This is a genomic window from Pseudomonas sp. 20-5 (assembly GCF_056782835.1).
In genome coordinates this window covers 6,109,207-6,122,237 of the sequence record NZ_CM165584.1, presented here as the reverse complement: position 1 = coordinate 6,122,237, position 13,031 = coordinate 6,109,207, and the positions used below count along the sequence as shown (strand labels likewise).

At 65.8% G+C, this 13,031-nt stretch carries 10 protein-coding genes; 6 read left to right on the top strand and 4 right to left on the bottom strand.

Annotated features, from left to right (window positions below; all coding sequences use genetic code 11):
- Window positions 1-4: 4 nt before the first annotated feature.
- Both gbdR and AC1RB9_RS28210 read right to left on the bottom strand, forming a co-directional pair.
- Entirely contained in the window at window positions 5-1,108 is a 1,104-nt protein-coding gene (gene gbdR, locus AC1RB9_RS28215; RefSeq protein ID WP_003096699.1) for a choline metabolism transcriptional regulator GbdR, read from the bottom strand.
- 419 nt (window positions 1,109-1,527) lie between these two features.
- Window positions 1,528-2,904 (bottom strand): L-serine ammonia-lyase, encoded by a 1,377-nt coding sequence (locus tag AC1RB9_RS28210; RefSeq protein ID WP_003111339.1) that lies wholly within the window; start codon window positions 2,902-2,904, stop codon window positions 1,528-1,530.
- Between the two features lie 463 nt (window positions 2,905-3,367).
- On the opposite strand from AC1RB9_RS28210, the gene AC1RB9_RS28205 reads away from it, so the two are divergent.
- From AC1RB9_RS28205 to choV, 3 genes are read left to right on the top strand one after another with little or no spacing between them, the layout of a single operon-like run.
- On the top strand, window positions 3,368-4,306 hold the full coding sequence (locus tag AC1RB9_RS28205) for a choline ABC transporter substrate-binding protein (RefSeq protein WP_003104841.1): 939 nt from the start codon (window positions 3,368-3,370) through the stop codon (window positions 4,304-4,306).
- 41 nt (window positions 4,307-4,347) lie between these two features.
- Window positions 4,348-5,187: a choline ABC transporter permease subunit gene (gene choW / locus AC1RB9_RS28200; protein WP_003096692.1), complete on the top strand. Its 840-nt coding sequence runs from the start codon at window positions 4,348-4,350 to the stop codon at window positions 5,185-5,187.
- Between the two features lie 3 nt (window positions 5,188-5,190).
- Complete coding sequence (choV, locus tag AC1RB9_RS28195) at window positions 5,191-6,369, top strand: choline ABC transporter ATP-binding protein (protein WP_003096690.1); 1,179 nt, start codon at window positions 5,191-5,193, stop codon at window positions 6,367-6,369.
- Between the two features lie 217 nt (window positions 6,370-6,586).
- On the opposite strand, the gene AC1RB9_RS28190 is transcribed toward choV, so the two are convergent.
- A complete protein-coding gene (locus tag AC1RB9_RS28190; RefSeq protein WP_003104844.1) occupies window positions 6,587-8,137 on the bottom strand; it encodes a BCCT family transporter in 1,551 nt (516 codons plus the stop codon).
- Between the two features lie 332 nt (window positions 8,138-8,469).
- Here AC1RB9_RS28190 and betI point away from each other — a divergent pair, with 332 nt between their 5' ends.
- The 3 genes from betI (at window position 8,470) to betA (ending at window position 12,417) form a co-directional block, all read left to right on the top strand.
- Entirely contained in the window at window positions 8,470-9,063 is a 594-nt protein-coding gene (betI, locus tag AC1RB9_RS28185; RefSeq protein ID WP_003096684.1) for a transcriptional regulator BetI, read from the top strand.
- 60 nt (window positions 9,064-9,123) lie between these two features.
- Window positions 9,124-10,596 (top strand): betaine-aldehyde dehydrogenase, encoded by a 1,473-nt coding sequence (gene betB / locus AC1RB9_RS28180; RefSeq protein WP_003111336.1) that lies wholly within the window; start codon window positions 9,124-9,126, stop codon window positions 10,594-10,596.
- A 135-nt stretch (window positions 10,597-10,731) separates the two neighbouring features.
- Window positions 10,732-12,417, top strand: a complete 1,686-nt coding sequence (gene betA / locus AC1RB9_RS28175) for a choline dehydrogenase (protein ID WP_003104848.1) — start codon at window positions 10,732-10,734, stop codon at window positions 12,415-12,417.
- Window positions 12,418-12,462: 45 nt separating this feature from the next.
- On the opposite strand, the gene AC1RB9_RS28170 is transcribed toward betA, so the two are convergent.
- A complete protein-coding gene (locus tag AC1RB9_RS28170; protein WP_003096677.1) occupies window positions 12,463-12,867 on the bottom strand; it encodes an acyl-CoA thioesterase in 405 nt (134 codons plus the stop codon).
- Window positions 12,868-13,031: the final 164 nt, after the last annotated feature.

The following is a 13,031-nucleotide window of genomic DNA, read 5'->3' as shown; positions in this document are numbered from 1 at the left end:
GCCGTCAGATCCGCACGCTGGCGAAGGTCGACTCGCCCTGCGCCTGGCTCAGGGCCGACAGCGCCGAGGAGTTGGGCATCAACGCCAGGTCCTGCGGGATCGGCATCAGCACCACCGGCTGGCCCAGCGGCTGGCCCTGGCGCTCGTCGCGCGGCGGGATGCCGAAGTACTCGCGGTAGCACTTGGAGAAGTGCGGGGTGGAGACGAAGCCGCAGACCGAGGCCACCTCGATGATCGACATGGACGTCTGCTTGAGCAACTGGCGGGCGCGGATCAGGCGCAGCTTCAGGTAGTAGCGCGACGGCGAGCAGTGCAGGTACTTCTGGAACAGCCGCTCGAGCTGGCGACGCGAGACGTTGACGTAGACCGCCAGTTCGTCGAGGTCGATCGGTTCCTCCAGGTTGGCCTCCATCAGCGCGACGATCTCCTGCAACTTCGGCTGGTTGGTGCCGAGCATGTGCTTGAGCGGCACGCGCTGGTGGTCCTGCTCGTTGCGGATGCGCTCGTAGATGAACATCTCGGAGATCGCCGCCGACAGCTCGCGGCCATGCTCGCGGCCGATCAGGTGCAGCATCATGTCCATCGGCGCGGTGCCGCCGGAAGAGGTGAAGCGGTTGCGGTCGATGGAGAACAGGCGGGTGCTCATGGCCACCCGGGGGAAGGCTTCCTGCATCGCCGCCAGGCATTCCCAGTGCACGCTGCAATCGTAGCCGTCGAGCAGGCCGGCGCGGGCCAGCGCCCAACTGCCGGTGCACACCGCGCCGAGGCGCCGACCCTGGCGGGCCTGGGCCTGGAGGAAAGTGACGTGCTCGCGGGTGACGCTGCGCTGGATGCCGACGCCGCCGCAGACGATCACGCAATCCACCGCCGGGGCGTTGTCGGTACCGGCGTCGGGGGTGATCTGCAGGCCGTCGCTGGCCCAGACCTGGCGGCCGTCCAGGCTCAGCGTATGCCAGCGGTAGAGTTCGCGTCCCGAGAGCTGGTTGGCCATGCGCAACGGTTCCACCGCCGAGGCCAGGGAGATCAGGGTGAAGTTGTCCAGCAGCAGGAAGCCGATGGACTGCGGATTTCGGTTCTGTGGTGGGACTCCGGGCGCGTACGTGGTCATGGGTGTATCTCCTCACGCTGAGCAAGCAGGCCTCTCACGAGGCTTTTTTTATGATTGTTGGAATTTCCGGGTGGCTGCTTGGGCCACGCCGTCGGCGTTGCTTGTAACCAGAGCAAGGCAAATGCCATGCCTATATTGATTGGGCGTTCAATCAAAAAAGCCGGAAGGCTTTAGCCCGGTATTTCCCCTCGGACCTGGCACAACGACAGCATGGGCGACGGCTGGCGGCGCGCCGCGCGCCTGGGCATTTCGGTAGCACCAGGGCGGCCCCCGGCGAGAAGGCGGGGCAGCGGCCGTGGCGACAAAGGTAACGACGGGCGGCGAGCCGTTACTCCGCAGTGTGACGGATGACGACCGCCCGGTCACGCGTCATATGCGCCAAAAAGTGGCGTCTCGATCGTTTCGTGAGCAATTCCGGTTCAGCACTCGATGGCGTTCACCGCCAGGCCCCCGCGCGAGGTTTCCTTGTACTTGTCGTGCATGTCGGCACCGGTGTCGCGCATGGTGCGGATCACCTTGTCCAGCGAGATGAAATGCTGGCCGTCGCCGCGCAAGGCCATTTGCGCCGCGTTGATGGCCTTCACCGCGGCGATCGCGTTGCGCTCGATACAGGGCACCTGGACCAGCCCGCCGACCGGGTCGCAGGTCAGCCCGAGGTTGTGCTCCAGGCCGATCTCGGCGGCGTTCTCGACCTGCGCCGGGGTGGCGCCGAGGACTTCCGCCAGTCCGGCGGCGGCCATCGCGCAGGCCGAGCCGACCTCGCCCTGGCAGCCGACCTCGGCGCCGGAGATCGAGGCGTTCTTCTTGCACAGGATGCCCACCGCGGCGGCGGCCAGCAGGTAGTCGACGACGTCGCGGTCCTGGGCGTCGGGATTGAACTTCATATAGTAGTGCAGCACCGCCGGGATGATCCCCGCCGCGCCGTTGGTGGGCGCGGTGACCATGCGCCCGCCGGCGGCGTTCTCCTCGTTCACCGCCAGGGCGAACAGGTTGACCCATTCCATGGCGCTGAGGGTCGAGCCGATCACGTTGGGCTTGCCGATCTCCTGCAGGTTGCGGTGCAGGCGCGCGGCGCGGCGTTGCACGTTGAGCCCGCCGGGAAGGATGCCTTCGTTGCGCAACCCGTTGTCGACGCAATCGCGCATCGCCTGCCAGATGCGCCGCAGGCCTTCGCGGATGTCGGTCTCGCTGCGCCAGATGCGTTCGTTGGCCAGCATCAGCTCGGATACCCGCAGGTTGTGGCGCTTGCACAGCAGCAACAGTTCCTCGGCGCTGGAGAAGTCGTAGGGCAGCACCGTGTGGTCCTGGTCGAGCTGTCCCGAGGCGGCCTGTGCCGCATCGACCACGAAGCCGCCACCCACCGAGTAGTAGGTCTCCTGGTGCAGTTCGCCTTGCTCGCCGTAGGCGACCAGGGTCATGGCGTTGGGGTGGTAGGGCAGGTTCTCGTCGAGCAGGCGCATGTCGCGCACCCAGTCGAACGGTACCGCCACGCGGCCGTCCAGTTGCAGCAGGCCGCTATCGAGCAGCGCGGCCATGCGTGGGGCGATCTGGGTCGGGTCGATACGATCCGGCCATTCGCCCATCAGGCCCATGATCACCGCGCGATCGGTGCCGTGGCCGACGCCGGTGGCGGACAGCGAGCCATACAGGCGCACTTCGAGACGCCGCACCGCCGACAGCGCCTGGCGTTGGCGCAGGGCAGCGGTGAACAGCGCGGCGGCGCGCATGGGGCCGACGGTATGCGAACTGGACGGGCCGATACCGATCTTGAAAAGGTCGAACACACTGATAGCCATGCCGGCCTCCGGGATTGCCGCGGCATCCGTGCCTGCGTAGTGGGGGTGGCGGCTCCTCCGCCCGCGATTCCTGCGCATCATCGGGCTTTCCCCGGGGCGGGCCGCATCCGCCACCGACCCGGCCATGTCCAAAAGCGCCGCGTCCGCGCCCGGATCGGGGAACCTCTGCGGCCGAGGGGCGTCTGCACCTGCACGGCGTCGGAATGAGAACGGGCTCGCGCCGCTCCGAAAACGGCATCCGCTGGTCGCCGGCAAAGACCACTATGATTGAATGCGACACAGCGGGTACTGAATGCGACCCCGCCTGCACTGGTTGCGACCCACCCTGTAGGCGACGGATGCGTCCTGTTTCATGATCGTTCACGAATTGCCCGCTGAGGGCCGCTACCGGTCGGCCCGATACAGACAGACCGCCGCGCCCTTCGGGGTAGCGCCGGCGCCTTACCCTGCAGAGGAGTTCGCTATGAAAGGTTGCAAGTCTTGGCTGCTGGCCGTGTCTCTGTGCGCACCGCTGGCAGCCCAGGCCGCGGAGCCCGAATCCTGTGCGTCGGTGCGTTTCGCCGACGTCGGCTGGACCGACATCACAGTGACCACTGCGGTCACCCGCCAGGTCCTCGAGTCCCTCGGCTACAAGACCAAGGTCAATCTGCTCTCGGTGCCGGTGACCTACCGCTCCCTGGCCAACAACGACCTCGACGTATTCCTGGGCAACTGGATGCCCACCATGACCAACGACATCAAGCAGTACGCCGAGAAAGGTACGGTCGAGACACTGCGCGCCAACCTGGAGGGCGCCAAGTACACCCTGGCGGTTCCCCAGTACGTCTACGACGGCGGCCTGCGCAGCTTCGCCGATATCGCGAAGTTCTCCGACAAGCTGGGCAACAAGATCTACGGCATCGAGCCGGGCAACGACGGCAACCGCGTCGCCCAGAGCATGATCGACAAGAACGCCTTCGAACTGGGCAAGTTCAAGTTGGTGGAATCCAGCGAGGCGGGCATGCTCTCGCAGGTGCAGCGGGCCATCCGGCGCAACCAGTGGGTGGTGTTCCTCGGCTGGGAGCCGCACCCCATGAATACCCGCTTCCAGATGAAGTACCTGGAAGGCGGCGACGACTTCTTCGGCCCCAACTATGGCGGCGCGACCATCTACACCAACGTGCGCAAGGGCTACGCCCAGGAGTGCGCCAACGTCGGCCAACTGCTGAAGAACCTCAGCTTCACCCTCGAGATGGAGAACAAGCTGATGGACGCGGTACTCAACGAAAACAAGAAACCCGAGGAAGCCGCTAAGGCCTGGTTGAAGGATCACCCGGAACAGCTGGATGCCTGGCTGGCCGGTGTCACCACCCGCGACGGGCAGCCTGCCGCAGCCGCGGCCAAGCTGGCGTTCGCCAAGTAGGCGACCGGTCGTTCATTTCCCGCTCTTGATGGACCCTGATTATGTTCCTGACTGATCACAAGCTCCCGCTGGGAGAGCAGATCGCCGGTTTCGTCGACTGGCTGACCCTGCATGGCGCATCGTTCTTCGACAAGATCTCCGACACCCTTGAGTTCCTCATCCATGGCGTCACCAACGGCTTGCTCTGGTTCAACCCGCTGGTGCTGATCGCCTTGCTGGTAGGGCTGGTGCATTTCATCCAGCGCAGCTGGGGGCTGACCGTGTTCGCCCTGGCCTCGTTGCTGCTGATCCTCAACCTGGGCTACTGGCAGGAGACCATGGAAACCCTCGCCCAGGTGATATTCGCCACCCTGGTGTGCATCGCCGTAGGCGTGCCGCTGGGCATCGTCGCCGCGCACAAGCCGTGGTTCTACACCGCGCTGCGGCCGCTGCTGGACCTGATGCAGACGGTGCCGACCTTCGTCTACCTGATCCCGACCCTGACCCTGTTCGGTCTCGGCGTGGTGCCGGGCCTGATCTCCACGGTGATCTTCGCCGTCGCCGCGCCAATCCGCCTGACCTGCCTGGGTATCCAGGACGTTCCGGCGGAGCTGCTCGACGCCGGCAAGGCCTTCGGCTGCTCGCGCTGGCAACTGCTGACGCGCATCGAGCTGCCGCACGCGATGCCGAGCATCGCCGCCGGCATCACCCAATGCATCATGCTCTCCCTGTCGATGGTGGTGATCGCCGCGCTGGTCGGCGCCGATGGCCTCGGCAAGCCGGTGGTGAACGCGCTGAACACCGCCGACATCTCCCTCGGCTTCGAAGCCGGCCTGGCCATCGTCCTGCTCGCCATCCTGCTCGACCGGGTGTGCAAGCAGCGCGCCGTGAAGGGGAAATAAGCCATGACCGCGATCCGATTCGACCATGTGGACGTCATCTTCGGCACCCACACCAAGGAAGCCCTGAAGCTCCTCGACCAGGGCCTCGGCCGCGCCGAGATCCTCAAGCGCACCGGCCAGGTGCTCGGCGTCGAGGACGCCTGCCTGGACGTCAACCGCGGCGAGATCTGCGTGCTGATGGGACTTTCCGGCTCCGGCAAGTCGAGCCTGCTGCGCTGCATCAACGGCCTGAACAAGGTCAGCCGCGGCAAGCTGCTGATCGAGCACGAAGGTTCGCAGGTGGACATCGCCAACTGCTCGCCGGCGACCCTCAAGGCCATGCGTACCAAGCGCATCGCCATGGTGTTCCAGAAGTTCGCCCTGATGCCCTGGCTGACGGTGGCCGAGAACGTCGGCTTCGGCCTGGAGATGCAGGGCCGCCCGGCCGCCGAGCGGAAGAAGCTGATCGACGAGAAGCTCGAGCTGGTCGGTCTCTCGCAGTGGCGCGACAAGCGTCCCGACTCGCTCTCCGGCGGCATGCAGCAGCGCGTCGGCCTGGCTCGCGCGCTGGCGATGGATGGCGACATCCTGCTGATGGACGAACCGTTCTCGGCCCTCGACCCGCTGATCCGCCAGCAATTGCAGGACGAACTGCTGGTGCTGCAACGGCAACTGCACAAGACCATCGTGTTCGTCAGCCACGACCTCGACGAGGCGCTGAAGATCGGCACCCGCATCGCGATCATGAAGGACGGCCGGATCATCCAGCACGGCAAGCCGGAAGAGATCGTGCTGAGCCCCGCGGACGACTACGTGCGTACCTTCGTCGCCCATACCAACCCGCTCAACGTGCTGTGCGGCCAGAGCCTGATGCGTGGCCTCGACCAGTGCATCCGGCAGAACGACGAGATCTGCTTCGACCAGGGCCGCGACTGCTGGATCGGTCTCAGCGAAGGCGACGTGCTCAAGGGCGCGCGCCAGGGCAGCAACGTCATCGACCTGCAACGCTGGCGCCAGGGCGACCCGGTGGAGAAGCTGCGCCGCGAACCGACCCTGGTGGATGTCAGCATCCGTATGCGCGATGCCCTGCAGATTCGCTACCAGACCGGCCACAAGCTGGTCCTGCAGGAGCAGGACAGGGTGGTCGGGGTGCTCGGCGACAGCGAGCTGTACCACGCGTTGCTGGGCAAGAACCTCGGCTGATCCCCCTCGGCCCGCTCGGGGCCGCTGCGAATGCCCGGCGCTGCCGGGCATTCGCGTTTATCCTCCGCGCTTTTTCCGTCTGTTCTTCCTTTCGCACGCTCCTGCGCGCCGGTTCCTGCGGCATGCGCCGGGCGCCGGGTGGCAGAAAAGAAAGGCCCGGCGAAACGCCGGGCCAAGTACGCACCTGATTGGCGAGGGCGCCCTAGCGGCGCCGGGTTCAGGTCTGGGGCTGGGTTGGCGCCGGCACCGGCTGGTAGGTGCGGCGGTCGCCGACCTGGGCCTCGTAGTCGGCGCGCATGGCCTTGTGCAGGCCGAACATGAACAGGATCAGCACCGCCGAGAACGGCAGCCCGGCGAGCACCACGACGGTTTGCATTGCCGTGAAGTTGCCGGCGAACAGCAGGCCGATGGTGACTAGCGTGACGACGGCCGACCAGAGGATACGCAGCCAGTTCGGCGCGTCCTCGTCCAGCTCGCCGCCGCTGCGCGAGAGATTGGCCAGCATCACCGAGCCGGAATCCGCCGGGGTGAGGAACAGCACGAAGCCGACGAAGATCGACAGGCCGATGACGATCTTCGACAGCGGATAGTGTTCCAGCAGCAGGTAGATCGACATCGACGGCTGTTCCAGCGCGGCCTTGCCCAGGTCGGTCGCGCCGTGGTTCATCACCAGGTCCAGGGCGCTGTTGCCGAATACCGACAGCCAGGCCAGGGTGAAGCCCAGCGGGATCAGCAGCACCCCGCAGACCAGTTCGCGCACGCTGCGACCGCGGGAGATGCGGGCGATGAACATACCGACGAAGGGCGCCCAGGAAATCCACCAGGCCCAGTAGAACAGGGTCCACAGGCCCAGCCATTCCTCGCTCTTGCCGGCGCCGGCACCGGTGTAGACGTAGAGGTCGAAGGTCTTCAGCACCAGGCCGTCGAGATAGTCGCCGAGGTTCTGTACGAAGCCGTTGAGCAGTTCCAGGGTCGAACCGCAGACCAGCACGAACAGCAGCAGCGAGCTGAACAGCACGATATTCAGGTTGGACAGCCGGCGGATGCCTTTCTCGACACCGGAGACCGCCGCCAGGGTGGCGACCAGGCTCATCGCCAGGATCACCGCCAGCAGGGTGCCTTTGCTGTGCGGCATGCCGGTCAGGTACTCGAGACCGGACGACACCTGCAAGGCGCCGATGCCCAGGTTGGTCACCAGCCCGAGAAGGGTGACGAAGATGCCGAAGCAATCCACCGCGTGGCCCGCGGCGCCTTTCACCCAGCGCTCGCCGAGGATCGGATAGAGCGCCGAGCGCAACGCCAGCGGCTGGCGATGGCGGTAGGCGAAATAACCGACGGCGAGGCCGACCAGGGCATAGATCGCCCAACCGTGCAGGCCCCAGTGGAGGAAGGTCAGTTGCAGCGCCTGGCGCGCCGCCTGAGGACTGCCGGGAACGCCTTCGGGTGGATGGTAGAGGTGGTCGATCGGCTCGGATGCGGCGAAGTAGAGCAGCGAGATGCCGATCCCGGAGGAGAACAGCATGCCGGCCCAGGCGCCGTAGCTGAAGTCCGGCTTTTCATGCTCCTCGCCGAGCTTGAGGGTGCCGAAGCGCGAGAAGGCCACCCAGGCGACGAAGAACAGGTAGGCGCCGATGGCCAGCATGTAGTACCAGCCGAAGCTGTGCGACAGCCACGCCTGGATGCGGCCGAGCAAGGCTCCGGCGCTGTCGGGATAGAGGATGAGGGCGGCGGTCAGAACCAGGATCAGTGCGGTCGAGCCGAAGAACACGATCGGATTCAGACGTACCTGCTCGTTTGTTTTTATTGGCGAAGCAGTACTCATTGGAGGATGACCCCATGGCAGTGAAAGCATGGCGGCTTATGGCCGCGGACTACAGACACAGCATTGCCACCCCACTTGAAGCCCGGATTCTGCGATCCTTGGCGGACTTCGGCGACGAGGTGATGAACGGCGCGGGCCAGGTTGCACGCAGGCTGGGAGCCGCTCATGGACGCCGAGCTTATTCTTAGTTGATTGAACGTTCAATAAAAACAAAATAGACTGGCCACCAATGACGTCGGTCGGTGCCCGCACGCACCCATCGACGAGAGGAGATAGCAATGCCCAAGGTCGGTATGCAGCCCATCCGCCGCTCGCAACTGATTCACGCCACCCTGGAGGCGGTCGATCAGGTCGGCATGGGAGACGCCAGCATCGCCCTGATAGCCCGCCTGGCGGGTGTTTCCAACGGCATCATCAGCCACTACTTCCAGGACAAGAACGGCTTGCTGGAAGCGACCATGCGGCACCTGCTCAGCGCCTTGAGCAAGGCCGTACGCGAACGCCGCGCGGCGCTCTACGACGACAGTCCGAGGGCGCACCTGCGAGCGATCGTCGAAGGCAACTTCGACGACAGCCAGGTCAATGGTCCGGCGATGAAGACCTGGCTGGCGTTCTGGGCGACCAGCATGCACCAGCCGGCACTGCGTCGATTGCAGCGGGTCAACGACCATCGCCTGTATTCGAACCTGTGCTACCAGTTCCGCCGCCAGCTCTCGGCGGACGACGCCCGCGCCGCGGCACGCGGCCTGGCGGCCCTGATCGACGGCCTGTGGTTGCGTGGCGCGCTGACCGGCGACGCCTTCGATACCGACGAGGCCCTGAACATCGCTTACGACTACCTCGACCAGCAGTTGGCAAAACAGTCGGGGTAGGGACGAAAACCCCCGCGGCGCCGCCTTGCGCCTGCGATACCGATAAGAGAGGACTGCAACATGGCCCGATTCGAAGAACAGAAGCTCTACATTGGCGGTCGCTACGTGGAGGCCAGCAGTGGCGCCACCTTCGAGACCATCAACCCGGCCAACGGCGAAGTGCTCGCCAAGGTCCAGCGGGCTTCCAGGGAGGACGTCGAGCGGGCCGTGCAGAGCGCCGTCGAGGGGCAGAAGGTGTGGGCGGCGATGACCGCCATGCAGCGCTCGCGCATCCTCCGTCGCGCCGTCGACATCCTCCGCGAGCGCAACGACGAACTGGCCGCCCTGGAAACCCTGGATACCGGCAAGCCGCTGGCGGAAACCCGCTCGGTGGACATCGTCACCGGCGCCGACGTGCTCGAGTACTACGCCGGCCTGGTCCCGGCCATCGAAGGCGAGCAGATTCCCCTGCGCGAAACCAGTTTCGTCTACACCCGCCGCGAGCCGCTGGGCGTGGTCGCCGGCATTGGCGCCTGGAACTACCCGGTGCAGATCGCCCTGTGGAAATCCGCCCCGGCCCTCGCTGCCGGCAACGCGATGATCTTCAAGCCCAGCGAAGTCACCCCGCTGACCGCCCTCAAGCTGGCCGAGATCTACACCGAGGCCGGCGTGCCGGACGGCGTGTTCAACGTGCTCACCGGCAGCGGACGCGAAGTCGGCCAGTGGCTGACCGAGCACCCGCTGATCGAGAAGATCTCCTTCACCGGCGGCACCTCCACCGGCAAGAAAGTCATGGCCAGCGCTTCCAGCTCGTCGCTGAAGGAAGTGACCATGGAGCTGGGCGGCAAGTCCCCGCTGATCATCTTCCCCGACGCAGACCTCGACCGCGCCGCCGACATCGCCGTCATGGCCAACTTCTTCAGCTCCGGCCAGGTCTGCACCAACGGCACCCGGGTGTTCATCCACCGTTCCCAGCAGGCCCGCTTCGAAGCCAAGGTACTGGAGCGCGTGCAGCGCATCCGTCTCGGCGACCCGCAGGACGAGAACACCAACTTCGGCCCGCTGGTCAGCTTCCCGCACATGGAAAGCGTGCTCGGCTACATCGAGTCCGGCAAGGCGCAGAAGGCTCGCCTGCTGTGCGGCGGCGAGCGTGTGACCGATGGAGCGTTCGGCAATGGCGCCTACGTCGCGCCGACCGTGTTCACCGATTGCCGCGACGACATGACCATCGTCCGCGAGGAAATCTTCGGCCCGGTGATGAGCATCCTGGTCTATGACGACGAAGACGAGGCGATCCGCCGCGCCAACGATACCGAGTACGGCCTCGCCGCCGGCGTCGTGACCCAGGACCTGGCCCGCGCCCACCGCGCCATCCATCGCCTGGAAGCCGGCATCTGCTGGATCAATACCTGGGGCGAGTCGCCGGCGGAAATGCCGGTCGGCGGTTACAAGCAATCCGGTGTCGGTCGCGAGAACGGTCTCACCACCCTGGCTCATTACACTCGCATCAAGTCCGTGCAAGTGGAGCTGGGCGACTACGCCTCGGTGTTCTGAGCCTCGACGCAGCGCTCGAACCCCTAACCAGGCCGGTCCCAGGCAACGCTCCCTGACACCGGCCATTCCGAACTTCCAGACACCGGCGCGCCAGCGTCGCGGCCGGTGTCATGCCGATAAAAGAGGAAGGCCTGCATGTCCCAGGAATTCGACTACATCATCATCGGAGCCGGCTCTGCCGGTAACGTACTCGCTACCCGCCTCACCGAAGATGCCGACGTCAGCGTCCTGCTGCTCGAAGCCGGCGGTCCCGACTACCGCTTCGACTTCCGCACCCAGATGCCGGCGGCCCTTGCCTTCCCGCTGCAGGGGCGGCGCTACAACTGGGCCTACGAGACCGACCCCGAGCCCTACATGAACAACCGCCGCATGGAGTGCGGTCGCGGCAAGGGCCTGGGCGGCTCCTCGCTGATCAACGGCATGTGCTACATCCGCGGCAACGCCCTGGACTTCGACGGCTGGGCCAAGGAGCCGGGCCTCGAGGACTGGAGCTACCTCGACTGCCTGCCGTACTTCCGCAAGGCGGAAACCCGGGACATCGGCCCCAACGACTACCATGGCGGCGACGGCCCGGTCAGCGTGACCACGCCGAAGGCCGGCAACAACCCACTGTTCCATGCGATGGTCGAGGCCGGCGTGCAGGCCGGCTACCCGCGAACCGATGACCTCAACGGTTACCAGCAGGAAGGCTTCGGCCCCATGGACCGGACCGTCACCCCGGAGGGCCGTCGCGCCGCCACCGGGCGCGGCTACCTGGACCAGGCCCGCGGCCGGCCCAACCTGACCATCGTCACCCACGCCCTGAGCGACCGCATCCTGTTCAGCGGCAAGCGCGCCATCGGCGTCTCCTACCTGGTGGGCAACGGCGACAACCCGGTCACCGCCCACGCCCGCCGCGAAGTATTGGTGTGCAGCGGCGCGATCGCCTCGCCGCAATTGCTGCAACGCTCCGGCGTCGGCCCGGCGGCCCTGCTGCGCGACCTGGACATCCCGGTGGTGCATGACCTGCCGGGCGTTGGCGCCAACCTGCAGGATCACCTGGAACTCTACCTGCAGTACGCCTGCAAGCAGCCGGTGTCGATCTACCCGGCGACCAAATGGTGGAACCAGCCTGCCATCGGTGCCCAGTGGCTGTTCCTCGGCAAGGGCCTCGGCGCCAGCAACCAGTTCGAGGCCGGCGGCTTCATCCGAACCCGCGAAGCGTTCGAATGGCCGAACATCCAGTTCCATTTCCTCCCGGTGGCGATCAACTACAACGGCAGCAAGGGCGTGCAGGAGCACGGCTTCCAGGCGCACATGGGCTCGATGCGCTCGCCGAGCCGCGGGCGCATCCACCTGAAGTCCAGGGACCCGCGCCAGCATCCGAGCATCCTGTTCAACTACATGTCCCACGAGCAGGACTGGCAGGAGTTCCGCGACGGCATCCGGCTGACCCGCGAGATCATGAACCAGCCGGCGCTGGACCCCTATCGGGGCCGCGAGTTGAGCCCTGGGGTGAGCGTGCAGTCGGACGCCGAACTCGACGAGTTCATCCGCAACCATGCTGAGACCGCTTTCCACCCATCCTGCTCGTGCAAGATGGGCAGCGACGACATGGCGGTGGTCGATGGCCAGGGACGGGTCCATGGCATGGAAGGACTGCGAGTGGTGGATGCGTCGATCATGCCGCTGATCATCACCGGCAACCTCAATGCCACCACCATCATGATGGCCGAGAAGATCGCCGACAGGATCCGCGGTCGCCAGCCGCTGCCGCGCAGCACGGCGAAGTACTACGTGGCCGGGGATGCGCCGGTACGCGGCAACCCCGTGCGGGCCTGAGGAACGCGCAAACAAGAACGCCGGCGATAGCCGGCGTTCCTGCGTCTAGCCCCGGCGTGGCGGGACCGGGCGGGTGCGCCCGCTGCCATCGATGGCGACGAACACGAACACCGCCTCGGTGACTTTGCGCCATTCGCTGGACAGCGGGTCGTCGCTCCACACCTCGACCAGCATGCGGATCGAGCTGCGGCCGACTTCCAGGGTCTGGGTATAGAAGGAAAGCTGGGCACCTACCGCGACCGGCACCATGAAGGCCATGCGGTCGATGGCGACGGTGGCGATACGGCCGCCGGCGATCTTGCTGGCCATGGCGGTTCCCGCCAGGTCCATCTGGGATACCAGCCAACCGCCGTAGATATCGCCGAAACCGTTGGTTTCGCGCGGCAGCGCGGTAATCTGCAAGGCCAGGTCTCCCTGGGGAATGGGGTCTTCTTGTTCAAGCTCGATCATAGGTAAGGGCCTCGTGCCCCCCGGATTTCTTGTTCAAGCGCGGTTTAGGGGAAAACTCTCCCAAAACGCCTGCCGGTGCAAGGTCTTGGGACAGCTTTCAGAGGCGCCCGGGCATTATATAGAGGAGTAGGGCAGCCGACGACCGCCCGGTTCTCTCTTCGACC